The organism is Streptomyces sp. SudanB25_2051 (assembly GCF_964272635.1).
Lineage (GTDB): Bacteria > Actinomycetota > Actinomycetes > Streptomycetales > Streptomycetaceae > Streptomyces.
The window spans coordinates 3,626,615-3,652,665 of the sequence record NZ_OZ186787.1 but is presented as its reverse complement, the minus strand read 5'-3'; the positions used below and the strand labels follow the sequence as shown (position 1 = coordinate 3,652,665).

Here is a 26,051-nt window from a genome sequence, read left to right as displayed (position 1 = left end):
TTGGACCGTTTGCACCAAGGGAGAGAAGGCTCACCGAAACGGCGCCGCGCCGATCCGGGGCACGGGCGGCACGGCCGACGACCGGGGCTGACCAGGTGTCATGCCGTGCCGCGGGCGGCGGTCACTTGACGGGCGCGGCGGCGTCCGGGGAGCCCGTGAAACGCCCGGGCGTGTCCTCGTCGTCCCCGGCCACGGTGCGTCGCTTGGAGGCGTACACCGCCGCGACGATCACGGCGATCGCGACGGCCGCCACCACCGCCCGCACGCCCGGGCTGGCGTCGGCGCCGTGGCCGAAGCGGACGACGGCGGGGGCGATCAGCAGCGCCACCAGGTTCATCACCTTGAGCAGCGGGTTGATCGCCGGACCGGCGGTGTCCTTGAACGGGTCGCCGACCGTGTCGCCGATCACCGTGGCGGCGTGCGCCTCGCTGCCCTTGCCCCCGTGGTGGCCGTCCTCGACCAGCTTCTTGGCGTTGTCCCAGGCGCCGCCCGAGTTGGCCAGGAAGACCGCCATCAGGATGCCAGTGCCGATCGCGCCCGCGAGATACGCGCCGAGCGGTCCCACGCCGAGGGCGAAGCCGACCGCGATGGGCGCCATCACGGCCAGCAGGCCGGGGGTGGCGAGTTCCCGCAGGGCGTCCTTGGTGCAGATGTCGACGACGCGCCCGTACTCCGGTTTCTCCGTGTGGTCCATGATCCCCGGATGGTCGCGGAACTGTCGGCGCACCTCGTAGACCACCGACCCCGCCGAACGGGACACGGCGTTGATGGCCAGTCCGGAGAAGAGGAAGACGACGGCGGCGCCGAGGATCAGCCCGACGAGGTTGTCGGGCCGCGAGATGTCCATGCTCAGCGTCGTCTCGCCGGCCCGCGCGCCCACGTCCGCGACGGCGGTGGCGATGGCGTCCCGGTACGAGCCGAACAGCGCCGAGGCGGCGAGGACCGCCGTGGCGATGGCGATGCCCTTGGTGATGGCCTTGGTGGTGTTGCCCACGGCGTCGAGGTCGGTGAGGACCTGCGCCCCGGCGCCCCGCACGTCGCCGGACATCTCCGCGATGCCCTGCGCGTTGTCGGAGACGGGCCCGAACGTGTCCATCGCGACGATCACGCCGACGGTGGTGAGCAGCCCGGTGCCGGCGAGGGCGACGGCGAACAGCGCGACCATGATGGACGCGCCGCCGACCAGGAACGCGCCGTAGACGGTGAGCCCGATCAGCAGGGCCGTGTACACGGCGGACTCCAGCCCCAGCGACACGCCGGCGAGCACGACCGTGGCGGGGCCGGTGAGCGACGACTTGCCGACGTCCCGCACGGGCCGGCGGCTCGGCTCGGTGAAGTACCCGGTCAACTGCTGGATCAGCGCGGCGAGGACGATGCCCAGCGCGACCGCGACGAGCGCCAGCACACGCGGATCGCCGCCGTGCGCGCGTACGGCCGGGTCGGTGACGCCTTCCAGCTGCGCGAACGACGACGGAAGATAGGCGAACGAGGCGGCCGCCACGAGGACGAGCGAGATCACCGCGGAGAGGAAGAAGCCCCGGTTGATCGCGGACATGCCGCTGCGGTCGGCCCGGCGCGGCGCGACGGCGAAGATGCCGATCATGGCTGTGACTACCCCGATCGCCGGGACGATCAGCGGGAAGGCGAGACCGAGGTCGCCGAAGACGGCCTTGCCGAGGATCAGCGCGGCGACGAGCGTGACGGCGTACGACTCGAAGAGGTCGGCGGCCATGCCCGCGCAGTCGCCGACGTTGTCCCCGACGTTGTCGGCGATGGTGGCGGCGTTGCGCGGGTCGTCCTCGGGGATGCCCTGCTCGACCTTGCCGACCAGGTCGGCGCCGACGTCCGCGGCCTTGGTGAAGATGCCGCCGCCGACGCGCATGAACATGGCGATGAGGGCGGCGCCCAGGCCGAAGCCCTCCAGGACCTTGGGCGCGTCGGCCGCGTAGACGAGGACGACGCAGCAAACGCCGAGCAGACCGAGGCCGACCGTGAACATGCCGACCACACCGCCCGTACGGAAGGCGATCTTCATGGCGCGGTGCGAGACGGCCGTCAGGTCCTTCTCCGGCTCCCCCGGCGCCGGGGTGGCCTCGCGGGCGGCCGCCGCGACCCGCACGTTGCTGCGTACGGCGAGCCGCATGCCGAGGTATCCGGTGACGGCGGAGAAGAGCGCGCCGACGAGGAAGAACAGCGACCGCCCTGCGCGCTGCGACCAGTTGTCGGCGGGGAGCAGCATGAGGAGGAAGAACACGACGGCCGCGAAGACCGCCACGGTCCTCAACTGCCGCGCGAGATAGGCGTTGGCGCCCTCCTGGATGGCGGCGGCGATCCGCTTCATGGACGCGGTGCCCTCACCGGCGGCCAGCACCTGCCGGACGAGCAGCTGGGCGACGACCAGCGCGAGCAGCGCCACGAGGGCGATGACGATCACGATGATCCGGTTCTCGCCGGTGAGGACCGCGGCGGCCTGCGGGGACGGGTCGTGGGGCCACTGCGGGCCGGAGAGCCGCACCATTCGTCCTCCTTGACGGCAGAGCTCAGGACACGGACGGCTACAGGAGCGGAATCCGATCGGAAATGGCCGCCGAAAGACCAGAATCGACCGGCTTTTACCGGTCGGCAAATGCTCTATTCGGGAAATCCACCCGGACGACGTAACAGGGCGGGGAATCCGACCGACCGGCGCACGGGCCGGGGAGGCCCCCTGGGAAACGCGAAAGGCCCCGCTGGGCGGGGCCTTGGCCAGGCAGTGAGGGGGCTGGGGACCGGTGCGGGGGCGCTCAGACGACTTCCGCGAAACCCGACCGGGGCCAGCTCATCCGAATGAGCCCGCCGCGCTCGCCCGCCGACACCTCGACGTCGTCCACGAGCCCGCTGATCACCGCGAGCCCCATCTGGTCCTCGCCCTCCGCGTCGTCGAAGTCCCTGGCCGGCGCGCCACTGCGCGATCCGGGCACTCCCGCCGCGTCGGCGGCCGCGACCCCGGCGCCGGGCACCTCGTCGCCGACCTCGATGGAGAACGCCTTCTCCTCCTCGGTCAGCATCACCCGGACGGGTGCGGTGACGCCGTTGCTGCGGTGCAGCCCCACGGCGCGGGAGCACGCCTCGCCCACGGCGAGCCTGACCTCGTCCAGCACGGCTTCGTCCACCCCTGCCCGGCGTGCGACGGCGGCCGCCACCAGACGGGCGGTCCTGACGTGTTCGGGCTGGGCGCTGAAGCGGAGTTCAACGGTGGCCATGCGGTCCCCCTCGGGCGTACGAGCGTGCATCTCGGAGGTCCGGGCCGGCTGCCCGGCACCTCCGCCGTTCCACGTGATGCCCCGGATTCCGTCCGGCGCATCCACACCGCCGTGGCGTGCCGCCACCGGCGGCGGTACCGCCCCCAGCGCGCCATGGAGCCGTACGGGCCGGAGGCCGCCCAACGGGGCGTATGCCCTGCGGGCGGGCGTTCACGCCCCTTCCGGACGGCTTCACGGGCCCTTTGCCGCTCCCCGCACCGAGGCCGACCGCCGCACCGCACGGCTGTGCGGCCCGCGCGGGGCGCCGCTAGGCAGGCACCGGTCGCGACGGGAACCCGGCGCGGCGGCTGACCTCACCGCTGTCGCACGGGGCCCCGGCGGCCGGAACCGTTTGCGGAGCCCCGCCCGCGGAAGGCGTGCGGGTCCGGCCCGCGGCGCCCGGGCGAGGACGTCGCGACGACCTGACCAGGAGGGCGGGTGCCCGGACGACGGGGCGTACGAGACCGGCGCACGAAGGCCGACGCACGGCATCGGCCGGCGGCGCAGGCCCCGGCTCACGACCGGCGCCCACGCTGCGGGGGCTCCGGCCGGGCGGGGTGCGGCGTCCGGCCCGCACGGGACGGGCCGGGCGTCGTCGTGCGGGCTCAGTCGGTGGCGGCGACGGCCTCGTCGACCGTGGTGTGAATCGGGAACACCTTGGTCAGGCCCGTGATCCGGAAGATCTTCAGGATGCGCTCCTGGTTGCAGACCAGACGCAGCGAACCCTCGTGGGCGCGCACGCGCTTCAGCCCGCCGACCAGGACGCCGAGGCCGGTCGAGTCCAGGAAGTCCACGCCCTCCATGTCGACGACCAGGTGATAGCTGCCGTCGTTCACCAACTCGACCAACTGCTCGCGCAGCTTGGGCGCGGTATACACATCAATCTCGCCACCGACCTCGACGACCGTACGGTCGCCACCAGGGCCGGACACATTGCGAGTCGACAGGGACAGGTCCACGGATCCTCCAGCACCTTGCTATCGAGCGGTCGCCCCCGGGTCTCCCCGACGGAGTCAGGGGACGGATCGCCAGCCGCGATGGCATTCAATCACTTACCAGCAGCCATGCACGACGCCTTGGGAGCATTGTCCGTCACGCCGGTGACACACTCGGTGTCGATGGCCAGGAATCACCGCCCCAGTCGTCCCCCCGAGAACGGGGACGCCCGCCCCTCCCCCGGTACGGTCCTCGACCGCCTCACCGCGAGGGCGAACCGGGCTGCGCGCATCACTCATACGGAGCACCTGCCCCCGAGAGAGGGGCGCCATGCCGTCTGGCCGGATCGCATCCGGCCGGAAGTGGTTCGTGCGATTCACCAGGCCGGGGTCGACCATCCGTGGGCCCACCAGGCGGCCGCCGCCGAGCACGCCCTGGACGGCGAGTCGGTGGTGATCGCCACCGGCACGGCGTCCGGCAAGTCCCTCGCCTACCTCGCGCCCGTCCTCTCGGCGCTCCTGGACGGATCGGAGGCCCCGAACGGCCGCGGCACCACCGCCCTGTACCTCTCCCCCACCAAGGCGCTCGCCGCCGACCAGCGGCGCGCCGTACGGGCCCTGTCCGCCCCGCTCGGCAACCGGGTCCGCCCCGCCGTGTACGACGGCGACACCCCGTTCGAGGAGCGGGAGTGGGTCCGCCAGTACGCGAACTACGTGCTGACCAACCCGGACATGCTCCACCGCGGCATACTCCCCTCCCACCCCCGGTGGGCCTCCTTCCTGCGCGCCCTGCGCTATGTCGTGATCGATGAGTGCCACACCTACCGGGGCGTGTTCGGCTCGCACGTGGCACAGGTGCTGCGCCGCCTCCGCCGCCTGTGCGCCCGGTACGGCTCCGAACCGGTGTTCCTGCTCGCCTCGGCCACGGCCGCCGAGCCCGCCGTCGCCGCGAGCCGGCTCACCGGCCTGCCGGTCCACGAGGTGGCGGACGACGCGTCGCCGCGCGGGGAACTCGTCTTCGCCCTGTGGGAGCCGCCGCTCACCGAACTGGAGGGCGAGAACGGCGCGCCCGTTCGCCGGACCGCGACGGCGGAGACCGCCGAACTCCTCACCGATCTGACGGTGCAAGGCGTGCGCTCGGTCGCCTTCGTCCGGTCCCGGCGGGGCGCCGAGCTGATCTCGGTGATCGCGCAGGAGCGGCTCGCCGAGGTGGACCGGTCCCTCGCCCGCAGGGTCGCCGCCTACCGGGGCGGCTACCTGCCGGAGGAGCGCCGCGCGCTGGAGCGTGCGCTGCACTCCGGGGAGCTCCTCGGCCTCGCGGCGACCACCGCCCTTGAACTGGGCATCGACGTGTCGGGCCTGGACGCGGTGCTGATCGCCGGCTATCCGGGCACCCGGGCGTCGCTGTGGCAGCAGGCGGGGCGCGCCGGACGGTCCGGGGAGGGCGCCCTCGCGGTGCTGGTCGCGCGGGACGACCCCCTGGACACTTATCTGGTCCACCACCCGGAGGCGCTGTTCCGCCGGCCGGTGGAGTCGACCGTCCTGGACCCCGACAACCCGTACGTGCTGGCTCCGCATCTGTGCGCCGCGGCGGCCGAGTCGCCCCTCACCGACGGCGACCTTCCGCTGTTCGGGCCGTCCGCGGCCGAGTTGCTGCCTCAGCTGGAGGCCGCGGGACTGCTGCGGCGGCGGGCGTCCGGCTGGTACTGGACCCGCCGGGAGCGTGCCGCCGACCTCACCGACATCCGCGGCGAGGGCGGAAGCCCGGTCCAGGTCGTGGAGGAGGGCACGGGGCGGCTGCTCGGCACCGTGGACGCGTCGGCCGCCCACACCACCGTGCACGAGGGCGCCGTCCACCTCCACCAGGGCCGTACGTACCTGGTGCGGCACCTCGACCTGAAGGAGTCCGTCGCCCTCGTCGAGGAGGCCAGCCCGCCGTACTCCACCACCGCCCGCGACACCACCTCCATCTCCGTCCTGGAGACCGACACCGAGGTCCCCTGGGGCGACGGCCGCCTCTGCTACGGCTCGGTCGAGGTCACCAACCAGGTCGTCTCCTTCCTGCGCCGCCGTCTGATCACCGGCGAGGTCCTGGGTGAGACCAAGCTCGACCTGCCGCCTCGCACCCTGCGCACGCGGGCGGTGTGGTGGACGGTCACCGAGGACCAGCTGGACGCCGCCCGGGTGAACCCGGAGCAGCTGGGCGGGGCGCTGCACGCCGCCGAGCACGCCTCGATCGGGCTGCTGCCGCTGTTCGCCACCTGCGACCGCTGGGACATCGGCGGGGTGTCGGTGCCGCTCCACCCCGACACGCTGCTGCCGACGGTGTTCGTCTACGACGGCCATCCGGGTGGTGCCGGGTTCGCCGAGCGGGCGTTCCACACGGCGCGCGCCTGGTTGAGCGCGACCTGCGAGGCGATCGCTTCGTGCGAGTGCGACGCGGGCTGCCCGTCCTGCATCCAGTCGCCCAAGTGCGGCAACGGCAACGACCCGCTGCACAAGCGTGCCGCCGTACGCCTCCTCACCGAGCTCCTCCGAGCCGCCCCACCGGAGCCGGCCACGCCAGGCCCGGACACCCCGCGGGACCAGGACGCGCCGCCTCACGGCTCCGCGCGGGAGCCGGCGGCGACCACGGGGGGCCGGGCCGAGCGCCGGCCGGACCACGCTGCTTCCGCTCCGAACGCGGAGGGCGCTGGTGGCCCGGCTACGCGCCCGGGGGACGGTCCCGGCAACCCGGCTACCCGCCCGGAGCAGGCCCCCGGCGGCCCCGCTACTCCCCCGGTGGCCGGTCCGGGGGCGGCCAGGCCCCCGGAGGGCCCGCCCGGGACCTGACAGCCGGGGCGTACGGGCCGAACCGCGCCCGTGCCGTCACCTCCGCGATCTCACCGCGCACGCTGCACCCGACCAGTTCGGCGTGCTGTGCCCGGGCCACGCGGCGGGCGGTGTCGCACGCGTCCTCCTGGCCCCGCAGTGCCAGGTCGGCCGCGGCGAGGGCCGCCAGGTCGGCCGCCCCGCCGGCCCGGTGGCGGGCGGCGACGGCCTGGCCGAGGGCGAGTACGGCGGAGAACACCACGCACAGCGCGCCCGCCGCCATCGCCGACCACACGGTCGCCGAGCCCCGGTCGGCGACGCGCGTGGCGGCCCGCCGACCACCACTCACCGCCCCGCAGGTCGGGAGCCCCCGGGTCCCCAGGCGCCGGGGGCCGCCTGCCGACGTGCCGGGAGCGGGGCCCAGGGGCCGGAGGCACCGCCCGGCGCGGCGCCTCAGGAGCCCGTCGGCCCGGTGTCGCCCACCGTGTCCTCCGCGAGGGCCGCCGCCTCGGCGCGGAGGGTCAGCCGCCACGAGGCGGGCCCCGGCGCGGGCGCCTCGACCCGTACCCGCCACAGGTCGCCCGCGCGCTCCACCGCCACCCGCGCACCCTCCGGGGCGGCCGCCCGCGCCGCTTCCACGGTCGACGCCTCCGGCTCCGACCGGGCCACCGCCCTGGCTCCGGCGCGGGCCGCGTCCACGCACTGGATCTGTGCCGCCGCCGCGATCAGCCCCCACACCAGCGTCATCGTGAAGACCACCAGCGCCGGCATGGCCACGGCCGCCTCCGCCGTCACCGACCCCCGGTCCCCGCGTGTCCGCAAGCGGCGGCCCCTTCTCAGAACGGCGCATCGAGCGCCCTTTCGATCGTGGACCGCAGCCCCGACGACACGGCGTCGCTGGTGACGACCTTGTACAGCACGGCCGCGAAGGCGCATGCCGCGATCGTGCCCATCGCGTACTCCGCCGTGTTCATGCCCGCGTCCCGGCGCAGGCCCGTCCGGGGGTACGTCCAACGTCGCCTTGTCCACTCCACCATTCGGTGCCACACGGCAACCTCCTTGTCCGATGTGCGCGTTGTCTCTGTCACCGGCTTGTGCGGCCGGTGGTTCCTTACAGCAGCCGGCCGGCGAGTCCGATCACGACCGGCGCCACGCCGACCGCGAGGAAGGCGGGCAGGAAGCACAGCCCGACGGGCGCGGTGATCAGCACCTGGGCCCGCTGGGCCCGCGCGGCGGCGGCTCTCGCCCGGTCGGCGCGCAGTCCCGCCGCCAGCCGGGACACGGGTCCCGCCGCCGGGGCACCGGACGCGGCCGCCCGCTCCAGGCAGCGCGCCAGCTGGCGGGCGCCCTGCAGCTCCCCGAACCGGCCCCACGCCTCGCCCGGGTCACCGCCCAGCGCCAGTTCCGCCGCGGTCCGTCTGAGCCGCTCGCCCAGGGGGCCGCCCAGCGACCGGCCGACGGCCTCCGCCGCCTCGCGCGGTCCCGCACCGGCCGACAGACAGGCGGCCAGCAGCTCCGCCGCGAGCGGGAGCCGGGCGGCGGCCTCGGTGTCGCCGGCCGCCGGACGGGGGCGGCGCTGCCACCGGCGCAGCCCGTACGCGGCGGCGACGCCGACCGCGCAGCCGACGGCCCCGCCGAACAGCACCCACCCGGTGAGCACGGCCGCGGCCAGGGCGCCCCACCGGCGGGTCAGCGCCACGGCGAGCGGCGCCACCCCGCGGCTTCGGGGCCGGCGCGGACGGTGGGCCGGGATCAGCACCACGAGCCGCCCGCGGGTCCTTCTAACCCGTCGTGCGCGAGCCGCCGCGCGTGCCGTCCACAACACGGCCACGAGAACCGTCAGCACTGTCCACAGGCGGTGGACAACCTCGTCGGCGTCCCAGGTCACGGCTCCTCCCCCGCCCGGACGATCCTCCCGGCCCACCAGAGACCCGCCGCCTCCAGACCCGCGCCGACCACGAGGCAGGCCACACCTGCCGGGGTGTGGAAGAGGACCCGGAGCGGATCGGCGCCGAGGGCGGCCCCCATGGCGAGGCCCGCGATGGGCAGGAGAGCCAGCAGGACGACGGTCGACCATGCCCCGGACAGCTGGGCGCGGAGCCGTTCCCGCTGCTCCCGCCGCTCCCGGAGCGCCGCCTCCAGGCGATCGAGTCCGGCGGCCAGTCCCGCACCGCCGTCCACGGCGACCTGCCAGCACGCCCCGAGGCCCGCCAGCCCCTCGGCACCGTCCGCCCGCGCCGCGCCCCGCAGCGCCTCCGGCACATCACCGCCGAACCGCGCTGCCGCCACCACGGCGGCCTCATCGCGACCCAGCGCGCCGGTACTGCGGGCGGCGAACCTCAGCGCCTGGACCGGCTGGCTGCCGGCGCGCAGTTCCGCCGCGACGGCGGCGCACAGTTCGATCACGGCGTCGGCCCGCCGTTCGCGCTCCCCGGCCCGGGCGCGGGCCCGCAGCCGCCTCGCGACGAGAGGCACAGCGGCCGCCCCCGCGAGCAACGGCAGCAGGGACTCACCCAGCAGGACCGGTACGAGCGCGGCCACTGGGCACAGCCATTCCTTCCGCAACCGAACCGTCCTCCAACCGGGCCGGCCGATTCGCCGCCCGATCAGCGACGCGTCGAGGCGGACCGGCGAATCGAGGGGAACGGCGGAATCGCCCGCGAACAGCAGCCGTCCACGGCGCCGTGCTCTGCCCCGTTCCGCGTGCAGCCAGGCCGCCGCGCCCAGGCACAGCGCGGCCGCGTACGCCGGGTCCGTCACCATCGCGCACCTCCGATCAGGTCGCTGAGCCGCTGCCAGCCGCGCTCCCGGGCGAAGCCGGTCGGGGACCACCGCAGCGCGGGCACCGTGACCACGAGCCCGTCGGGCCCGCGTTCGAGCACATGCACCTGGGCGACCCGCCGCACGCCGTCCGGTCCCCGTACGAGGTGGATCACGGCGGAGAGGCCCGCGGCCAACTGGCTGTGCAGAGCGGCTCGGTCGAGCCCGGCGGCCGATCCGAGCGCTTCCAGGCGGGCGGGGACGTCCGCGGCGGTGTTGGCGTGGACGGTTCCGCAGCCGCCGTCGTGGCCGGTGTTCAGGGCGGCGAGCAGGTCCGCGACCTCCGCGCCGCGCACCTCGCCGACGACGAGGCGGTCAGGCCGCATCCGCAGCGCCTGTCGCACCAGATCGCGCAGGGTCACCTGGCCGGCGCCCTCCTGGTTGGGCGGGCGGGCCTCCAGGCGCACCACGTGCGGATGGTGGGGCCGCAGCTCGGCGGAGTCCTCGGCGAGGACGATCCGCTCCCCTTCCCCGACGAGTCCGAGCAGGCTCGAGAGCAGGGTGGTCTTCCCGGTGCCCGTGCCGCCGCTGACCAGGTATGACACGCGGTTCTCGACCAGGGCCCGCAGGATGTGTCCCCCACCGGGCGGCACCGTCCCGGCCTCGACGAGCTCGGCGAGGCTGAAGGCGCGCGGACGCACCACCCGCAGCGACAGGCACGTCGAGCCGACGGCGACGGGCGGCAGCACGGCATGCATCCGCGTACCGTCCGGGAGCCTGGCGTCGACCCAGGGGCGCGCGTCGTCGAGGCGCCGCCCGGCCACGGCGGCGAGGCGCTGTGCGAGCCGGCGCACCGCCTCGGCGTCGGGGAACGCGACACCGGAGCGTTCGAGCCCGCGACCGCGGTCCACCCACACCTGGTCCGGAGCGGACACCAGCACATCGGTGACGTCCGGGTCGGTGAGCAGCGGCTCCAGCAGGCCTGTGCCCACGAGTTCGCGCCGGAGGCTCTCGGCGGCCCCGAGGACCTGCGTGTCACCCAGCAGCCTTCCCTGCGCCCGCAGGGCCGCCGCCACGCCGGCCGGTGTCGGCTCGGCGCCGCTCTCGGCGAGGCTCTGGCGTACGGATTCGAGATACGGGGTGCTCATGACGCGGCCTCCGGGGTGAGCACCCGCTCCCAGAACGCCGTGCAGAACCGCCCGAGCGGCCCGGACGCGTCGGCGCCGGGAGCCGTCCCGTCGTCCAGTGACGCCAGGAGCCGTGGCTCATCGGGGAGTTCCCCGGCGAGCGGCAGCCCCAGGACCCGGGCGACCCATGTGTCGTCCATCCCGGCGGCGTACGGGCCTCGCACCACGGCACGCAGGTCGTCCAGGACCATGCCGGCAAGCGAGGCCACGCGCTTCGCCGCGGCGATCGCCCTCAGCTCGGCCGGTACGACGAGCAGGCCCAGATCGACCTGGGCGAGCGCCTCCACGGTGGCGTCGTCGACGCGGCGCGGCAGGTCCACCACGACGACACCGCCCCGCCTGCGGGCCGCCGCGAGCACCGACCTCATCGCTTCGGGAGGGACCACCGTCATGTCCCCCCGGTCCCAACTCAGCACCCGCAGCCCGCTCAGCGCGGGCAGGGAGTCCTCCAGCGCGGCGCCGGCGACCCGTCCTTTCGAAGCGGCGAGATCCGGCCATCTCAGCCCCTCCTCCCGCTCGGCGCCGAGGAGCACGTCGAATCCGCCGCCGAGCGGATCGCCGTCGACGAGCATCGTGCGGTGCCCGCTCCGGGCGGCCGTGACGGCCAGGGCGCACGCCAGGGTCGACGCTCCCGCCCCGCCTCTGCCGCCCAGCACCCCGACGGTCAGGGCCTGGCGGCCCACGCCTTCGACGACATCGGCGATCCGGTCGACGAGCCAGCCTTCGGCGTCCGGCAGCCGCAGGACGCAGTCCGCTCCGATCTCCACGGCCCGCCGCCACACATCGGCGTCGTCCTGGTCGCGGCCGACGAGCAGGACACCGGGTCTGCGCGGGACTCCTCGGCAGCGTGCCGCCGCGTCGTCCCCGACGATGACGAGCGGCGCGGCGTCCCACTCGGCCCTGCGGTCCGGTGGCGCGTGGTGCACCACGGGCCGGCAGCCGACGGCCGCGCAGAGTCTCAGCAGGTCGTCCAGCAGTGCGGCGTCCTCGGTGATGATCAGCGGCACCGCCCGCCGGCTCCCGGGGGACGACGCGGGGTCGTCCGTCTTGGATTCCGTCATGTCTCCGCCCCCTTCTCCGCTTCCTCCCGGCGCCTGTTCCGCCGCCGGGTCGCGCTGGTTGTCGCGAGTCGCGCACGGATGCGTCGGCGTCTGCCGACGGCGTGCACCGCGTGCGTCATTCGGTGCGCGGGCACCGAGTCGCGCCGCGTCGGCGTGACGGGAGATCAGGGATTCCGGCGTCACGTCTTCGCGGTGGAATCACAGTGACGGCGTTCCGGAAATAAAGTGGATCTTGCTGAAAAACTGTGGACAACCCACCGCTTGTGAATATCTCGATCACCCAAACCAGCGACTTCCCCAACGCATCGCTTCGGCTACTGTGAGTGATGGCAAGCGGCATGCCCGACGCGGGCGGCACGGAAGCGCCAAGGAGGCGAGATGCGCGGACCGAAGCGGGAGCGGCGGGCGAAAACCCCTCCGGACATGCGACGACCCCCGCCGGGGGGGAGAGCGGGGGTCGTCTCTCCGGCCGACTCGGGGGGGGAGGAGCCGGTCCGGGTTAGCACGGTCGCGAACGATCCGTGACTTCCATGGTGTACCCGAGAGCCTTCTCAGGCAAACCCACACGCCCCAGCGTACGCCGAATGGCGGGCACCTATGCTCTGGCTTGTGGAAAACCACTCCTCGCCTCGGACAGCAGCGTTCTTTGACCTGGACAAGACGGTCATTGCGAAGTCATCGACGCTGACCTTCAGCAAGTCCTTCTACCAAGGCGGCCTGATCAACCGCCGTGACGCGCTGCGCACCGCGTACACGCAGTTCGTCTTCCTCGTGGGCGGCGCCGACCACGACCAGATGGAGCGGATGCGCGCCTACCTCTCCCGGCTCTGCAAGGGCTGGAACGTCCAGCAGGTCAAGGAGCTGGTCGCGGAGACGCTGCACGAGCTGATCGACCCGATCATCTACGACGAGGCCGCCTCCCTCATCGAGGAGCACCACGCCGCCGGCCGGGACGTGGTGATCGTCTCCACGTCCGGCGCCGAGGTCGTGGAGCCGATCGGCGAGATGCTGGGCGCCGACCGTGTCGTCGCGACGCGGATGGTCGTCGGCGACGACGGCTGCTTCACCGGAGAGGTGGAGTACTACGCGTACGGGCCCACCAAGGCCGAAGCGGTCCGGGAGCTCGCCGCTTCCGAGGGGTACGACCTGTCGCGCTGCTACGCGTACAGCGACTCGGCGACGGACCTGCCGATGCTGGAGGCGGTCGGACACCCGTACGCGGTGAACCCCGACCGGGCGCTGCGCCGGGAGGCGGTCGCACGGGAGTGGCCGATTCTCGCCTTCAACCGGCCGGTACGGCTGAAGCAGCGGGTGCCGTCGTTCCGGATGCCGCCGCGCCCCGCCCTGGTGGCGGCCGCGGCGATCGGTGCGGCGGCCGCGACGGCGGGACTCGTCTGGTACGCGAGCCGGCGGCGGCAGTCGGCGCTGCCGGGGCCCGTACCGGCCGCCTGAGCAACGAACCGGACTTATCGGTACGTGAAGGAGCAAGTAAAGAACTAACGGCAGGACTTTCGCATCACGGGTCGTGGTAGTACAAAGGAGTTACGGCCCGCGAGACCGAGGACATCCGAGAGGATCACCTGTTGAGCAAGAAGGCCCCACGGACCGAACAGCACGGAAGCTGAGCACCCACGCGACGTCGACCCGTCGATTACGGGCCAGCCGCACCAGGCGTAGGGCGAAGTTCCCCGCCTGATGGGCACATATCGAGGACGCATGGTAACTCGGCGGAAGTGCCAGCGGCGGTACCGAAATCGGTACCGCCGCAACCCTGTTGAGGGTTGGTTCACCGCTGGCCGGCCGGGGATCGCGCCGGGCGGCTGAGGAGTTCCGGCACCTCGCCGTATCCGGGCGGGATCTCCGGGGAAGACCCGAGCCGGATCCTCCCGCTTCCGCGGCTCCGGGCGAATACCGGCCGCGTCAGGCCCTCCGGGCACAGGCCCTCCTCCCGAGCTGTCGCCCGGCCCGCCGAGCAGCCGACCCGGCGCGGGCACCCCGTGTCGCGCCGGATCACGTGCCTGCGGATCAGGCCGCGCCGCGCTGGAGAGCCTCGCAGACGGCGGTCGACTCGCGGACGCCGAGTTCGACGGCACGGCCGCAGTGAGTGATCCACTGGGCCATGCCCTCCGGGGTCCCGGAGAGGTAGCCGTCGAAGGCGGCGGCGTAGGCGGCACGCCCCAGTTCGGCGTGGCCCACCTCGGCCGGGCAGATCGCCTTGGGATCGAGGCCGCTGCCGATCAGCACCAGCCGTTCGGCGGCCCGCGCCACCAGCCCGCTGTACGAGGTGAAGGGCCGCAGCGCCAGCAGCTCGCCGTGCACCACCGACGCCGTGACCAGCGCCGGGGCCGAAGATCCCGCCACGATGAGCCCGGCGAGCCCGTCCAGACGGGCGGCGACCTCGGCGGCGTCCGGCAGCGGCGCCTCGATGAGCGGCTCGTCCACCGCCTCGCCGACCTGGCGCGGACGGCCCACGGAGTCCGCGTCGTCGCCGGCCGCCACCAGGTGGAGCCGGGCCAGCACCCGCAGGGGCGACTGCCGCCAGATGGAGAGCAGCTGGCCGACCTCGACGCCGAGCCGCAGGGCGGCGCCGACCGTCCGCGCCTCCGCGTCCGCGCTGAAGTCGGTCCGCCTGCGGACCTCCTCCAGCGCCCAGTCGGCACCGGACAGCGCCGCCGAGGCGCGCGCGCCACGAAGGGCGGCCTCGGAGGAGATCTCGTTGCTGCGGCGCCGCATCACACGGTGCCCGTAGACCCGGTCGACGGCCTTGCGCACGGAGTCCACGGCGTCGGGGACACCCGGCAGAGCGGCGAGGGCGGCCAGGGGGTCGGCGGCATGCGTACTCATAAGTAGCGAGGCTACGCGCCCGCGCGACACCGACCCAGCCCGAGTGGTGTTCCTCATAAGGAGCGGCAACGAGCCGCGATCGAGCCACTACGGTAGGTGAACATGAAGATCGCTTTCGTCGGGAAGGGCGGCAGCGGCAAGACGACGCTGTCCTCCCTCTTCATCCGCCATCTGGCGAGCACCGAGGCCCCCGTGGTCGCGGTGGACGCCGACATCAACCAGCACCTCGGGCCCGCGCTCGGCCTCGGCGAGGACGAGGCGGCGGCGCTGCCCTCGATGGGCGCGCATCTGCCGCTGATCAAGCAGTACCTGCGCGGGAGCAACCCCCGGATCAGCTCCGTCGACACGATGATCAAGACGACTCCGCCGGGTGAGGGCTCACGGCTGCTCCGCGTCCGCGAGGAGAATCCTGTCTACGAGGCGTGCGCCCGCCCGCTGCGGCTGGACGGCGGGGTGATCCGGCTGATGGCGACGGGCCTGTTCACCGAGGACGACCTGGGGGTGGCCTGCTACCACTCCAAGGTCGGCGCGGTGGAGCTGTTCCTCAACCACCTGGTCGACGGTCCCGACGAGTACGTCGTCGTCGACATGACGGCCGGCTCGGACTCGTTCGCCTCGGGGCTGTTCACCCGCTTCGACATGACGTTCCTGGTCGCGGAGCCCACCCGGAAGGGGGTCTCCGTCTACCGCCAGTACACCGAGTACGCGCGGGACTTCGGGGTCGCGCTGAAGGTGGTCGGCAACAAGGTGCAGAGCCGGGAGGACCTGGAGTTCCTACGGGACGAGGTCGGGGACGACCTGCTGGTGACGGTCGGGCAGTCGGACTGGGTGCGGTCCATGGAGAGGGGCCGGCCGGGCCCGTTCGGGGCACTGGAGCCGGAGAACCGGGAGGCGCTGCGCGTACTGCGCGACGCGGTCGACGCGACGTACGCGACGCGGGACTGGGAGCGGTACACGCGCCAGATGGTGCACTTCCATCTGAAGAACGCGGAGAGCTGGGGCAACGCGAAGACGGGCGCCGACCTGGCCGCGCAGGTCGACCCCGCCTTCGTGCTCGGGGAGGCGGTGACGCGCCTGTCGGTCTAACCGTCCCGGCGGGCACCGGTGGGCGCCGTCGCACGGGCGGCCACCTGGCCCGCGGGCTTGCCGCCGGCCGTCGGCGAGGTGTTCACCGCGGGGGCGGTGAGGAAGCGCTTCCAGCCCTCCGCGGGGGTCTGGCCGACCTTGAGCGTCCGCAGCTTGGCGAGTACGGCGGGGTCCTGGGCGTCGAGCCAGTCGGCGAGCTGACGGAACGACACGCAGCGGACCTCGGGCTTCACACAGACGTGAGCAATCGTTTCCTCAATGGCGCGCATGTACGTGCCGCCGTTCCAGGACTCGAAGTGGTTCCCGATGATCACGGGTGCGCGGTTGCCCTGGTAGGAGCGGTTGAAGGCCTGGATCAGGCCGTCGCGCATCTGGTTGCCCCAGAACCGGTGCATCGCCGGGTCGCCCTTGGTGGTGCCGGACTGGTTGACCATGAAGTTGTAGTCCATCGACAGCGTCTCGAAGGCCCGGCCGGGGACGGGGACGAGGTGCATCGACAGGTCCCACAGGGAGCCGTTCTTCTTGGGCCAGACCTGGTTGTTGACGCCGCTCGTGTCGTAGCGGAAGCCCAGTTCGCTCGCGGCGCGCACGAAGTTGTCGCGGCCTTCCAGGCAGGGGGTGCGGGCGCCGACGAGCTCCTTGTCGTAGTCGAAGGGGAGCGGCTCCTCCTTCACCAGGCCGGAGTTGGTCTTCCAGTTCTTCACGAAGGACTTGGCCTGGGCGATCTCGCTCTTCCAGTCCTCGACGGACCAGGTGCCGACCCCGCCGTTGGGGCCGCAGAAGTGCCCGTTGAAGTGTGTGCCGATCTCGTTGCCCTCGAGCCAGGCGCCGCGCAGTTCGCGCACGGTGTCGCGGATGCCCTCGGTGTCGTTGAAGCCGATGTCGGAGCGGCCGGGGGCGTGGCCGGGCGGGCTGTAGAGCGCGGCCTTCTCCTCCGGCAGCAGGTAGACGCCGCTGAGGAAGTACGTCATCTTCGCGTTGTACTGCTTGCCGACACGGCGGAAGTGGGAGAACAGCTTCTGGCTGTCCTCGCCGGCGCCGTCCCAGGAGAAGACGACGAACTGCGGGGGGCGCTGACCCGGCGCCAGACGCGTCGGCTTCTCCAGACCCGGCTGGAGGCCGGTGTAGGCGGTGGAGCCGTCGCCGATCAGCTTGACGCGGCTCTTCGGTGGAACGGCTCCCTTCTCGGGGCCCCGGGCACCGGCTCCGGGAGGCTCGTCGGAGCCTCCGCATCCCGCCAGCCCGGTGATCAGCGCCACCGCGACGGTGCCGATCACGATCCTCTTCCTGACAGCCCTCATCGGCCCACCCTTCCGTTTTGCCGGGTTCGTGTGCGAGCGTCGCCAACGTCGCACCGGAAGCCGCACAGAGCCGGTATGACGAGCCGTATAGAAGGATTAATCACCAACTCGGGTGAATCGCCGGGTCATGGCCTCGAACCGGGCACGGGCCGTCGCGACCGGGCGTTGGAGTGGGCGTGGGGTGAACCGGCGGCGGGGCGGGGACGTGGTGGGGGTGGGTGGCCTTCCTCGTCCACGCGCCCGGCGGCGACCCGGGAGGCCCGCCCGACCGTACGTGCCGTCCGGAGCGCCCGGCTGCAGCCATCCGCCTGAGAGGTCTAAACCAATGCGCTGGAAACCCTTGTCACCCGCGCATCCGGCTGGTGAGCTATGGGCCGGGACACATCGGACGCCCTGGGAATGGGAGATGTCGTGAGCAATGAGAGCCTGGCCAATCTGCTGCGGGAGGATCGCCGATTCGCCCCGCCCGCCGAGCTGGCCGCGCGGGCCAATGTGACGGCGGCCGCGTACGAGCGGGCGGCGGCGGACAGGCTCGGCTTCTGGGCCGAGCAGGCGCGCCGTCTCACCTGGGCCACCGAGCCCACCGAGACGCTCGACTGGTCGAATCCGCCGTTCGCCAAGTGGTTCGCCGACGGCACGCTCAATGTGGCGTACAACTGCGTGGACCGGCATGTGGAGGCCGGGCTCGGCGACCGGGTCGCCATCCACTTCGAGGGCGAGCCGGGCGACAGCCGCACCATCACCTACGCGCAGCTCAAGGACGAGGTCAGCCGCGCCGCGCACGCGCTGACGGAGCTCGGCGTCCGCAAGGGCGACCGGGTCGCGGTCTACATGCCGATGATCCCCGAGGCGGCCGTGGCCATGCTGGCGTGCGCGCGGATCGGCGCGGCGCACTCCGTGGTGTTCGGCGGCTTCTCGGCGGACGCCATCGCGGCCCGCATCCAGGACGCCGACGCCAAGGTGGTCATCACCGCCGACGGCGGCTACCGGCGCGGCAAGCCGTCCGCGCTGAAGCCGGCCGTCGACGAGGCCCTGGGCCGGGTCGACGGCGTCGAGCGGGTGCTCGTGGTGCGCCGCACCGGGCAGGACGTGGCCTGGACCGAGGGCCGGGACGTCTGGTGGCACGAGATCGTCGACCGTCAGAGCGCCGAGCACACACCCGAGGCGTTCGAGGCCGAGCACCCGCTGTTCATCCTCTACACCTCCGGCACCACCGGTAAGCCGAAGGGCATCCTGCACACCTCCGGCGGCTACCTCACGCAGGCCGCGTACACCCACCACGCCGTCTTCGACCTGAAGCCGGAGACGGACGTCTACTGGTGCACGGCCGACATCGGCTGGGTCACCGGCCACTCGTACATCGTGTACGGGCCGCTGGCCAACGGCGCGACGCAGGTCATGTACGAGGGCACGCCGGACACGCCGCACCAGGGCCGCTTCTGGGAGATCGTGCAGAAGTACGGCGTCACGATCCTCTACACGGCGCCGACCGCGATCCGGACGTTCATGAAGTGGGGCGATGACATCCCCGCGAAGTTCGACCTGTCGAGCCTGCGCGTACTGGGCTCCGTCGGCGAGCCGATCAACCCGGAGGCGTGGATCTGGTACCGGGAGCACATCGGCGGCGGGCGCTGCCCGATCGTGGACACCTGGTGGCAGACCGAGACCGGCGCGATGATGATCTCGCCGCTGCCCGGCGTGACCGAGGCCAAGCCCGGTTCGGCGCAGCGGCCGCTGCCCGGCATCTCCGCGACCGTCGTCGACGACGAGGCGAACGAGGTGCCCAACGGCGGGGGCGGCTATCTGGTGCTCACCGAGCCGTGGCCGTCGATGCTGCGCACCATCTGGGCTGACGACCAGCGGTTCATCGACACCTACTGGTCCCGCTTCGAGGGCAAGTACTTCGCGGGCGACGGGGCCAAGAAGGACGAGGACGGCGACATCTGGCTGCTCGGCCGGGTGGACGACGTGATGCTCGTGTCGGGCCACAACATCTCCACCACGGAGGTCGAGTCGGCTCTCGTCTCGCACCCCAAGGTCGCGGAGGCCGCCGTCGTCGGCGCCGCCGACGAGACGACCGGTCAGGCCATCGTGGCGTTCGTGATCCTGCGCGGCAGTGCGACCCAGGCGGCGGAGGCGGAGCCCGACGCGCTCGTCGCGGAGCTGCGTGACCATGTCGGCGCGACGCTCGGGCCGATCGCCAAGCCCAAGCGGATCCTGCCTGTCGCGGAGCTGCCCAAGACGCGCTCCGGCAAGATCATGCGGCGGCTGCTGCGCGATGTGGCCGAGAACCGGCAGCTCGGCGATGTCACGACGCTGACGGACTCGTCCGTGATGGACCTGATCCAGGCCAAGCTGCCGGCCGCGCCGAGCGAGGACTGAGCGACGACGCCTCCGGCGGGGCGAGGCCGACGGGGGCCGGGCTCGGGCGGTGCGCTTCGCAGCGCACCGAGCCTGGCACCCCGGTGGGTACGCTTCGCGGCGCGCTGAGCCCAGCGCCCCGTAGGGGTCCGGTACGGCGACTGAGGCCGGGCCTGTGCGGGCCTTGCCCGGCGGTGTGCTGTGCCGGGGGCCCGGCTGATGGACCGCGCTCCGCCGACGGACGGGCCTGGTGCCCCCTGGAGGTGCGCTGCGCCCACCGAGGTCGCCGCGCACCCGCCTGGGTGCGACCCGCGCCAGCGAGCCTGGCCTCCGGACAGCTCTGGATGCGTGGCAGAACGGGCCCGCGCCCGCCACCGCTGAACGTGCCCCGTGCCCGAGTGCGTGACGCGTTGGACAGGCACCCGCCAGGTCCGCTGTGTGCCCACCTCCCCCACCCTCGGCTTCGCTCGAGCAGGCCACCCCCATCGCCCCGCCCCCCTGGACGAAGTCCTCGGGGCAGGCACGCATGCCCACAGCGGGAAGCGGACGCGCGCGTCCCTGGCGCCCGGCGTGGATCCGCGACGTGCAGCAGCACCGGGATTCGGCGTCAGGACGGCGGCGGGCCCACGTCCGGAGGCGTGGGGGGACGGGTGCTGGGCAGGGGGGAGGGGGCGGTGACGCCGTGCCGCGGGTCCATTTTGGCTTTAAAGTGAGAATTGTCGGATAAGCCCTTGCGTCCTCGCGCCCTGCCTGTATGGTGTGCCGCGCATCTACAAAGCGATAAAAGTCCAAAGGGGCGCCGGGAAGTCTGGTCGGCATGTGAATCGCCATGTCCACCGACACCACCGGAGGTCCCCGTACCGTGGCCGCGTCCAAGGCGCCCAAGTCGCCTGACACCAACAGCCCCGACGGCACCAGCAGCACGGGCAGCAGCAGCACCGCCACCGCCGCCGAGCGCAGGCTCCTCGCACGCTTGTCGCTGCCCGAGCGGACCTTCGTGCTCGACGCCCTGCGCGCCGAGACTGTCGGCGGCGTCCTGCTCCTCGTCGCCGCCGTCGCCGCCCTGATCTGGGCGAACACACCGCTGAGCGACAGCTACGAGGCGGTCCGCGAGTTCCACATCGGGCCCTCCGCGATCGGGCTCGACCTCTCGATCCAGCACTGGGCGGCCGACGGGCTCCTCGCGATCTTCTTCTTCGTCGCCGGTATCGAGCTCAAGCGCGAGATGGTCGCGGGCGAGCTGCGCGACCCGAAGGCCGCCGCGCTGCCGGTCGTCGCCGCGCTCTGCGGCATGATCGCCCCCGCCCTCGTCTATGTGGTGGTCAACACGACCGGCGGCGGTTCGCTCGACGGCTGGGCCGTCCCGACCGCCACCGACATCGCCTTCGCGCTCGCCGTGCTGGCCGTCATCGGCACCTCGCTGCCCTCCGCGCTCCGGGCCTTCCTGCTCACGCTGGCCGTCGTCGACGACCTGTTCGCCATCCTGATCATCGCGGTGTTCTTCACCAGCGACCTGAACTTCGCCGCGCTCGGAGGCGCCGCCGCCGGACTGGCCCTCTTCTGGTTCCTGCTCCGCAAGGGCGTGCGCGGCTGGTACGTGTACGTGCCGCTCGCCGTGGCGATCTGGGGCCTGATGTACAACAGCGGGGTCCACGCCACCATCGCCGGCGTCGCCATGGGCCTGATGCTCCGCTGCTCCCGCCGCGAGGGCGAGGACCACTCCCCCGGCGAGCACATCGAGCACATGGTGCGCCCGCTGTCCGCCGGCTTCGCGGTGCCGATGTTCGCCCTGTTCTCGGCGGGTGTGGCCGTCTCCGGCGGCGCGATGCGGGACGTGTTCACCCAGCCGGAGACGCTGGGCGTCGTCCTCGGCCTGGTCGTCGGCAAGGCCGTCGGCATCTTCGGCGGCACATGGCTGACCGCCCGCTTCACCCGCGCCAAGCTGAACGAGGACCTCGCCTGGGCGGACCTGTTCGCCGTCGCCACCCTCGCCGGCATCGGCTTCACCGTCTCCCTGCTGATCGGCGAGCTCGCCTTCGAGGGCAACGCCCAGCTCACCGACGAGGTGAAGGCCGCCGTCCTCACCGGCTCGCTGATCGCCGCGCTGCTCGCCACCGTCCTGCTGAAGCTCCGCGTCCGCAAGTACCGGGCCATGGTCGAGGCGGAGGAGCGCGACGAGGACATGAGCGGCGTCCCCGACATCTACGAGGTCGACGACCCCGAGCACCACCGGCGCCTCGCCGCGATCTACGAGCGGAAGGCCGCCGAGCACCGCCGCCGGGCCGAAGAAGCGGGGGCAGCGCGCGGGAACGGCGACGGTCCGGCATGATCTGAGGTCGGACCGTTGACGAGAGAGGGAGCGAGACGATGAGCCACCCCGCCGGGAGGACCGGTATCGCCGGGAACGGTGCAGAGGCCAGTCTCGGTCAGCTGGTCGCCTCCGCGACCGCCGAGATGTCCGCGCTGGTGCACGACGAGATCGCCCTGGCCAAGGCCCAGCTCCGGCAGGACGTCAAGCGGGGCGCCATCAGCGGCATGGGCTTCGCGGCGGCCGGCATGGTGCTGCTCTTCTCGCTGCCGATGCTGAGCTTCGCGCTCGCGTACGGGTTCCGGGCGTGGACCGGCTGGCACATGTCGGTCTGCTTCCTGCTCTCCTTCGCCGTGAACGTCGTGGTGGCGGGCCTGCTGGGCCTCGTCGGCGCGGTGTTCGCGAAGAAGGCGAAGCGCGGCAAGGGCCCGCAGAAGACCGCCGCGTCCGTGAAGCAGACCGCCGCGGTGCTGCAGAACGTCAAGCCGCACCCCCGCCCCGACAGCTCCGCCGTCCAGGAGAAGGCCGCGGTTGTGGCACGCTCGTCCGTATGACCGTCCCAGAGAGCAGTACCGGCGCCCCCGGCGGCCCCGTCCGGATCGACGGCCCGTGGACGCACCGCGACGTGGCGGCCAACGGGGCGCGGTTCCACATCGCGGAGATGGGCGACGGTCCGCTGGTCCTGCTGCTGCACGGTTTCCCGCAGTTCTGGTGGACGTGGCGGCACCAGCTGCCGGCGCTCGCCGAGGCCGGGTTCCGTGCCGTCGCGATGGACCTGCGCGGCGTGGGCGGCAGCGACCGCACCCCGCGCGGCTACGACCCGGCCAACCTGGCCCTCGACATCACCGGGGTCGTACGGTCCCTGGGCGAGCCCGACGCGGCGCTGGTCGGCCACGACCTGGGCGGGTACCTGGCGTGGACGGCCGCGGTGATGCGGCCCAAGCTGGTCCGGCGCCTGGCTGTCTCGTCGATGCCGCACCCGCGGCGGTGGCGGTCGGCGATGCTCTCGGACTTCGCGCAGACCCGCGCCGGCTCCTATGTGTGGGGCTTCCAGCGCCCGTGGCTGCCCGAGCGGCGGCTGGTCGCGGACGACGCGGCGCTCGTGGGACGGCTGATCCGCGAGTGGTCCGGGCCGTGCGAGCCGGACGACGAGACCCTCGACGTGTACCGGCGGGCGATGGCGATCCCCTCGACCGCGCACTGCTCCATCGAGCCGTACCGGTGGATGGTCCGCTCGCTGGCGCGCCCCGACGGCATCCAGTTCAACCGGCGCATGAAGCGGCCGGTGCGGGTGCCGACGCTCCATCTGCACGGCTCCGCCGACCCGGTGATGCGCACCCGCAGCGCCGCGGGTTCCGGCCAGTACGTCGAAGCCCCGTACCGCTGGCGGCTGTTCGACGGACTTGGCCACTACCCGCACGAGGAGGACCCGTTGGCGTTCTCCGCGGAGCTCGTCAACTGGCTGAAGGACCCCGAGCCGGACCGCTGAGGCCGCGCGCCGCCGGGCCGCCGGTCGGCCGAAGGCACGTGAACCGGCGGGAACCGCTGTCCTACGATCGGCCAAATGCCCGACGCATAGGCCAATTGGCCGTCCCCCGGGCGGTTACCGACCTTGGGGCCCGGGCACACGTCCGGGTATGGGCTGGACGCACGACCAAGTTGACGCCGCACGCAACCGCCGCACCGCCGCGGTGCCGCCTCCCGAGAGGAGCGGCAGCCCGCGCGACCCGGAGCTGGACGCCCGCCTCGGCATCCCGCGCATCCTGCGCCGAAGGGCCCGCTGGGTCTCCGCCCGCCTGCGGCACCAGCGCGACTGACGGCGCGCGCCGCACGGCTGTACGAGTCCACGCGTCCTGGCGTCCCGCCGTACGGGCCGCCCCGCGCCCCGGCACCCGACCGCACCGCCAAGGCCGGCCGGACGCCCCGGAACCCGACCGCCGCGAACGGCGCGCCAGGCCCCGGTGAGCGCCAGGCCCCAGCACGAGGCCCGGTGAGCGCCAGGCCCCAGCACGAGGCCCGGTGAGCGCCAGGCCCCAGCACGAGGCCCGGTAGGTGCCAAGCCCCAGCGCCAGGCGCCAGGCCCCGGTGGGGCGTCAGAGCGCGCAGCTCTGGCTGTCCACCTGCTGATTGGCGCTCAGGCCGAGGGCGATGTCCTCGCGGATCTCGTCCACCGTCAGCGCGTATCCGGTGTTCGCGTCGTCCAGGGACCGCGCGAAGATCACGCCGTACACCTTGCCGTCCGCGGTGAGGAGCGGGCCGCCGGAGTTGCCCTGGCGGACCGTCGCGAACAGCGAGTACACGTCGCGGCGGACCTCGCCGCGCTGGTAGATGTCCGGGCCGCTGGCGTTGATCCGGCCCCGGACGCGCGCCGAGCGGACGTCGTACGCGCCGTTCTCCGGGAAGCCGGCGACGATGGCGCTGTCGCCGCTGCGCGCGTCGGTCTCGGTGAACTCCAGCGGCCTGGCCTTCAGCTCCGGCACGTCCAGTACGGCGATGTCGCGCTGCCAGTCGTAGAGGACGACCTTCGCGTCGTACAGCCGTCCCTGGCCGCCTATCTGGACGGTCGGTTCGTTGACCCCGCCCACCACGTGCGCGTTGGTCATGACGCGGCGCTCGCCGAAGACGAAACCGGTGCCCTCCAGGACCTTGCCGCAGCCGCTCGCCGTGCCCACGACCTTGACGATGGACTGCTGGGCGCGGGCGGCGACCGGGCTGTCCGCGAGCGCCGGGTCCGGCGGGCGGACCTCGGTGATGGGCTCGTTCGCGAAGGGGCTGAAGACCGGCGGGAAGCCGTTCTGCGCCAGCATCGACGTGAAGTCCGTGAACAGCGTGTCGGCCTTGAAGGGCATCACCTCGCTCACGCCCAGCAGCACCCGCGAGTCGCGGGCCTCCTTGCCGACCGCCGGCACCACCGTCTTCGCGAGGGCGCTGCCGAGGAGCCAGGCGACGAGGAGCATCGCCACCACGTTGACCAGCGCGCCGCCCGTGGCGTCGAGGGCGCGGGCGGGCGACCAGGTGATGTGGCGGCGCAGTTTGTTACCCAGGTGCGTGGTGAGGGTCTGCCCGATGGAGGCGAGGATCAGCACGACGGCGATCGCGACGATGGCCGCGGCCGTGGAGACCTCGGCGTCACCCGTGAGCGGGCCCCACACGAGCGGCAGCAGATAGACGGCGACGAGGCCGCCGCCGAGGAATCCGATCACGGACAGGATGCCGACCACGAACCCCTGTCGGTACCCGACGATCGCGAACCACACGGCGGCGACCAGCAGCAGGATGTCCAGCACGTTCACCGTCATTAGCCTCGCAGATTCGTCTCCGGTGGCCCCGTACGGCCGCGGAGCCCAGCAGTCAGCCTGTCATGCACGCCAGTCGAGCGGGACCTGCCGCCCCCGGTCCCAGGGCTCCTCCCACCCGGCGAAGTGCAGGAGCCGGTCGATCAGCCCGGCCGTGAACCCCCACACGAGGGCGGACTCGACCAGGAAGGCGGGGCCCTTGTAGCCGCTGGGGTGGACGGCCGTGGAGCGGTTGGCGGGGTCCGCGAGGTCCGCCACGGGCACCGTGAAGACCCGCGCGGTCTCGGCCGGGTCCACGGCGCCGACCGGGCTCGGCTGTCTCCACCACCCGAGTACGGGCGTGACGACGAAGCCGCTCACCGGGATGTACAGGCGGGGCAGCACGGAGAAGACCTGGACGCCCGACGGGTCGAGGCCGGTCTCCTCCTCGGCCTCCCGCAGCGCGGCGCGCAGCGGGCCGAGCGTGGCCGGGTCGCCGTCCTCGGGGTCGAGGGCGCCGCCGGGGAAGGACGGCTGCCCGGCGTGTGAGCGCAGCGTCCCGGAGCGCTCCATCAGCAGCAGCTCGGGGCCGCGCTCGCCCTCACCGAAGAGGATCAGCACGGCGGCCTGGCGGCCCCCCTCCGGCGGCGGCAGGAACCGGCTGAGCTGCTCGGGCTCGATCGTGCGGGCAGCCTTCGCCACGGGCTCCAGCCAGGCGGGCAGCCCTTCCACGCTGACGTCGACGGACGGCAGCCCGCCGACGCCCCCGGCGTCTTCCCTCGCACGCGTCATCGGCACCCCCACCTCACCCAACGCGTCCCGGCCCCGAGATCGTTCCGCC

General features: G+C 73.1%; 22 protein-coding genes. 8 read left to right on the top strand and 14 right to left on the bottom strand.

The window, feature by feature from the left end; translation table 11 throughout:
* Nucleotides 1–121: 121 nt before the first annotated feature.
* The 3 genes from ACSUPT_RS16385 to ACSUPT_RS16375 all read right to left on the bottom strand — a co-directional run bounded on the left by ACSUPT_RS16385 (nt 122) and on the right by ACSUPT_RS16375 (nt 4,240).
* Nucleotides 122–2,518 (bottom strand): sodium-translocating pyrophosphatase, encoded by a 2,397-nt coding sequence (locus ACSUPT_RS16385; RefSeq protein ID WP_365726895.1) that lies wholly within the window; start codon nt 2,516–2,518, stop codon nt 122–124.
* 265 nt (nt 2,519–2,783) lie between these two features.
* Nucleotides 2,784–3,242 carry an ATP-binding protein gene (locus tag ACSUPT_RS16380; RefSeq protein WP_351963955.1) on the bottom strand — a complete coding sequence of 153 codons (459 nt, stop codon included), beginning with the start codon at nt 3,240–3,242 and terminating at the stop codon, nt 2,784–2,786.
* A gap of 644 nt (nt 3,243–3,886) precedes the next feature.
* Entirely contained in the window at nt 3,887–4,240 is a 354-nt protein-coding gene (locus ACSUPT_RS16375) for an STAS domain-containing protein (RefSeq protein WP_003967428.1), read from the bottom strand.
* 78 nt (nt 4,241–4,318) lie between these two features.
* On the opposite strand from ACSUPT_RS16375, the gene ACSUPT_RS16370 reads away from it, so the two are divergent.
* Nucleotides 4,319–7,048 (top strand): DEAD/DEAH box helicase, encoded by a 2,730-nt coding sequence (locus ACSUPT_RS16370; protein WP_436944762.1) that lies wholly within the window; start codon nt 4,319–4,321, stop codon nt 7,046–7,048.
* On the opposite strand, the gene ACSUPT_RS16365 is transcribed toward ACSUPT_RS16370, so the two are convergent.
* The 7 genes from ACSUPT_RS16365 to ssd all read right to left on the bottom strand — a co-directional run bounded on the left by ACSUPT_RS16365 (nt 6,987) and on the right by ssd (nt 12,035).
* On the bottom strand, nt 6,987–7,376 hold the full coding sequence (locus ACSUPT_RS16365; protein ID WP_436944761.1) for an Rv3654c family TadE-like protein: 390 nt from the start codon (nt 7,374–7,376) through the stop codon (nt 6,987–6,989). The genes ACSUPT_RS16370 and ACSUPT_RS16365 overlap by 62 nt on opposite strands.
* A 104-nt stretch (nt 7,377–7,480) precedes the next feature.
* Nucleotides 7,481–7,849: a TadE family type IV pilus minor pilin gene (locus tag ACSUPT_RS16360; protein ID WP_436944759.1), complete on the bottom strand. Its 369-nt coding sequence runs from the start codon at nt 7,847–7,849 to the stop codon at nt 7,481–7,483.
* Between the two features lie 14 nt (nt 7,850–7,863).
* Nucleotides 7,864–8,001, bottom strand: a complete 138-nt coding sequence (locus ACSUPT_RS16355) for a DUF4244 domain-containing protein (RefSeq protein ID WP_231717367.1) — start codon at nt 7,999–8,001, stop codon at nt 7,864–7,866.
* 137 nt (nt 8,002–8,138) lie between these two features.
* On the bottom strand, nt 8,139–8,915 hold the full coding sequence (locus ACSUPT_RS16350) for a type II secretion system F family protein (RefSeq protein WP_436944757.1): 777 nt from the start codon (nt 8,913–8,915) through the stop codon (nt 8,139–8,141).
* Nucleotides 8,912–9,790 (bottom strand): type II secretion system F family protein, encoded by an 879-nt coding sequence (locus ACSUPT_RS16345; RefSeq protein ID WP_436944756.1) that lies wholly within the window; start codon nt 9,788–9,790, stop codon nt 8,912–8,914. The genes ACSUPT_RS16350 and ACSUPT_RS16345 overlap by 4 nt, the downstream gene beginning before the upstream one ends.
* Nucleotides 9,784–10,935 carry a TadA family conjugal transfer-associated ATPase gene (locus tag ACSUPT_RS16340; RefSeq protein ID WP_436944754.1) on the bottom strand — a complete coding sequence of 384 codons (1,152 nt, stop codon included), beginning with the start codon at nt 10,933–10,935 and terminating at the stop codon, nt 9,784–9,786. Before ACSUPT_RS16340 ends, ACSUPT_RS16345 begins: the two co-directional genes overlap by 7 nt.
* Nucleotides 10,932–12,035, bottom strand: coding sequence for a septum site-determining protein Ssd (ssd, locus tag ACSUPT_RS16335; protein WP_436944752.1), 1,104 nt, complete (start codon nt 12,033–12,035; stop codon nt 10,932–10,934). Before ssd ends, ACSUPT_RS16340 begins: the two co-directional genes overlap by 4 nt.
* A 597-nt stretch (nt 12,036–12,632) precedes the next feature.
* Here ssd and ACSUPT_RS16330 point away from each other — a divergent pair.
* Nucleotides 12,633–13,487, top strand: a complete 855-nt coding sequence (locus tag ACSUPT_RS16330; RefSeq protein ID WP_436944750.1) for an HAD family hydrolase — start codon at nt 12,633–12,635, stop codon at nt 13,485–13,487.
* Nucleotides 13,488–14,060: 573 nt separating this feature from the next.
* Here the strand turns inward: ACSUPT_RS16330 and ACSUPT_RS16325 are convergent.
* On the bottom strand, nt 14,061–14,879 hold the full coding sequence (locus ACSUPT_RS16325; RefSeq protein WP_436944749.1) for an oxidoreductase: 819 nt from the start codon (nt 14,877–14,879) through the stop codon (nt 14,061–14,063).
* Nucleotides 14,880–14,981: 102 nt separating this feature from the next.
* Between ACSUPT_RS16325 and ACSUPT_RS16320 the strand changes: the two genes are divergently transcribed.
* Nucleotides 14,982–15,965: an ATP-binding protein gene (locus ACSUPT_RS16320; RefSeq protein WP_351963945.1), complete on the top strand. Its 984-nt coding sequence runs from the start codon at nt 14,982–14,984 to the stop codon at nt 15,963–15,965.
* Here ACSUPT_RS16320 and ACSUPT_RS16315 read toward each other — a convergent pair.
* Nucleotides 15,962–17,266: a hypothetical protein gene (locus ACSUPT_RS16315; protein ID WP_351963944.1), complete on the bottom strand. Its 1,305-nt coding sequence runs from the start codon at nt 17,264–17,266 to the stop codon at nt 15,962–15,964. The two genes, ACSUPT_RS16320 and ACSUPT_RS16315, sit on opposite strands and share 4 nt — an antisense overlap.
* Before the next feature lie 369 nt (nt 17,267–17,635).
* Between ACSUPT_RS16315 and acs the strand changes: the two genes are divergently transcribed.
* The 5 genes from acs to ACSUPT_RS16290 all read left to right on the top strand — a co-directional run bounded on the left by acs (nt 17,636) and on the right by ACSUPT_RS16290 (nt 23,752).
* Complete coding sequence (acs, locus tag ACSUPT_RS16310) at nt 17,636–19,648, top strand: acetate--CoA ligase (RefSeq protein WP_436944747.1); 2,013 nt, start codon at nt 17,636–17,638, stop codon at nt 19,646–19,648.
* A gap of 808 nt (nt 19,649–20,456) precedes the next feature.
* Nucleotides 20,457–21,956 (top strand): Na+/H+ antiporter NhaA, encoded by a 1,500-nt coding sequence (gene nhaA / locus ACSUPT_RS16305; protein WP_436944746.1) that lies wholly within the window; start codon nt 20,457–20,459, stop codon nt 21,954–21,956.
* A 38-nt stretch (nt 21,957–21,994) separates the two neighbouring features.
* Nucleotides 21,995–22,489 carry a phage holin family protein gene (locus ACSUPT_RS16300; protein WP_351963941.1) on the top strand — a complete coding sequence of 165 codons (495 nt, stop codon included), beginning with the start codon at nt 21,995–21,997 and terminating at the stop codon, nt 22,487–22,489.
* On the top strand, nt 22,486–23,424 hold the full coding sequence (locus ACSUPT_RS16295; RefSeq protein ID WP_351963940.1) for an alpha/beta fold hydrolase: 939 nt from the start codon (nt 22,486–22,488) through the stop codon (nt 23,422–23,424). Before ACSUPT_RS16300 ends, ACSUPT_RS16295 begins: the two co-directional genes overlap by 4 nt.
* A gap of 148 nt (nt 23,425–23,572) precedes the next feature.
* On the top strand, nt 23,573–23,752 hold the full coding sequence (locus tag ACSUPT_RS16290) for a hypothetical protein (RefSeq protein ID WP_023587350.1): 180 nt from the start codon (nt 23,573–23,575) through the stop codon (nt 23,750–23,752).
* A 276-nt stretch (nt 23,753–24,028) separates the two neighbouring features.
* Here ACSUPT_RS16290 and ACSUPT_RS16285 read toward each other — a convergent pair whose 3' ends face one another.
* Nucleotides 24,029–25,234 (bottom strand): MarP family serine protease, encoded by a 1,206-nt coding sequence (locus tag ACSUPT_RS16285; protein ID WP_351963939.1) that lies wholly within the window; start codon nt 25,232–25,234, stop codon nt 24,029–24,031.
* Between the two features lie 60 nt (nt 25,235–25,294).
* Complete coding sequence (locus ACSUPT_RS16280; RefSeq protein ID WP_351963938.1) at nt 25,295–26,002, bottom strand: NUDIX hydrolase; 708 nt, start codon at nt 26,000–26,002, stop codon at nt 25,295–25,297.
* Nucleotides 26,003–26,051 lie beyond the last annotated feature (49 nt).

Coding starts and splice junctions, on each gene's coding strand:
- nhaA (WP_436944746.1), top strand. CDS start 20,457: ATGTCCACCGACACCACCGGAGGTCCCCGTACCGTGGCCGCGTCCAAG.
- ACSUPT_RS16280 (WP_351963938.1), bottom strand. CDS start 26,002: ATGACGCGTGCGAGGGAAGACGCCGGGGGCGTCGGCGGGCTGCCGTCC.
- ACSUPT_RS16380 (WP_351963955.1), bottom strand. CDS start 3,242: ATGGCCACCGTTGAACTCCGCTTCAGCGCCCAGCCCGAACACGTCAGG.
- ACSUPT_RS16285 (WP_351963939.1), bottom strand. CDS start 25,234: ATGACGGTGAACGTGCTGGACATCCTGCTGCTGGTCGCCGCCGTGTGG.
- ACSUPT_RS16345 (WP_436944756.1), bottom strand. CDS start 9,790: ATGGTGACGGACCCGGCGTACGCGGCCGCGCTGTGCCTGGGCGCGGCG.
- ACSUPT_RS16295 (WP_351963940.1), top strand. CDS start 22,486: ATGACCGTCCCAGAGAGCAGTACCGGCGCCCCCGGCGGCCCCGTCCGG.
- ACSUPT_RS16385 (WP_365726895.1), bottom strand. CDS start 2,518: ATGGTGCGGCTCTCCGGCCCGCAGTGGCCCCACGACCCGTCCCCGCAG.
- ACSUPT_RS16315 (WP_351963944.1), bottom strand. CDS start 17,266: ATGAGGGCTGTCAGGAAGAGGATCGTGATCGGCACCGTCGCGGTGGCG.
- ACSUPT_RS16330 (WP_436944750.1), top strand. CDS start 12,633: ATGCTCTGGCTTGTGGAAAACCACTCCTCGCCTCGGACAGCAGCGTTC.
- ACSUPT_RS16290 (WP_023587350.1), top strand. CDS start 23,573: ATGGGCTGGACGCACGACCAAGTTGACGCCGCACGCAACCGCCGCACC.
- acs (WP_436944747.1), top strand. CDS start 17,636: ATGGGCCGGGACACATCGGACGCCCTGGGAATGGGAGATGTCGTGAGC.
- ACSUPT_RS16320 (WP_351963945.1), top strand. CDS start 14,982: ATGAAGATCGCTTTCGTCGGGAAGGGCGGCAGCGGCAAGACGACGCTG.
- ssd (WP_436944752.1), bottom strand. CDS start 12,035: ATGACGGAATCCAAGACGGACGACCCCGCGTCGTCCCCCGGGAGCCGG.
- ACSUPT_RS16340 (WP_436944754.1), bottom strand. CDS start 10,935: ATGAGCACCCCGTATCTCGAATCCGTACGCCAGAGCCTCGCCGAGAGC.
- ACSUPT_RS16325 (WP_436944749.1), bottom strand. CDS start 14,879: ATGAGTACGCATGCCGCCGACCCCCTGGCCGCCCTCGCCGCTCTGCCG.
- ACSUPT_RS16300 (WP_351963941.1), top strand. CDS start 21,995: ATGAGCCACCCCGCCGGGAGGACCGGTATCGCCGGGAACGGTGCAGAG.
- ACSUPT_RS16355 (WP_231717367.1), bottom strand. CDS start 8,001: ATGAACACGGCGGAGTACGCGATGGGCACGATCGCGGCATGCGCCTTC.
- ACSUPT_RS16370 (WP_436944762.1), top strand. CDS start 4,319: ATGGCATTCAATCACTTACCAGCAGCCATGCACGACGCCTTGGGAGCA.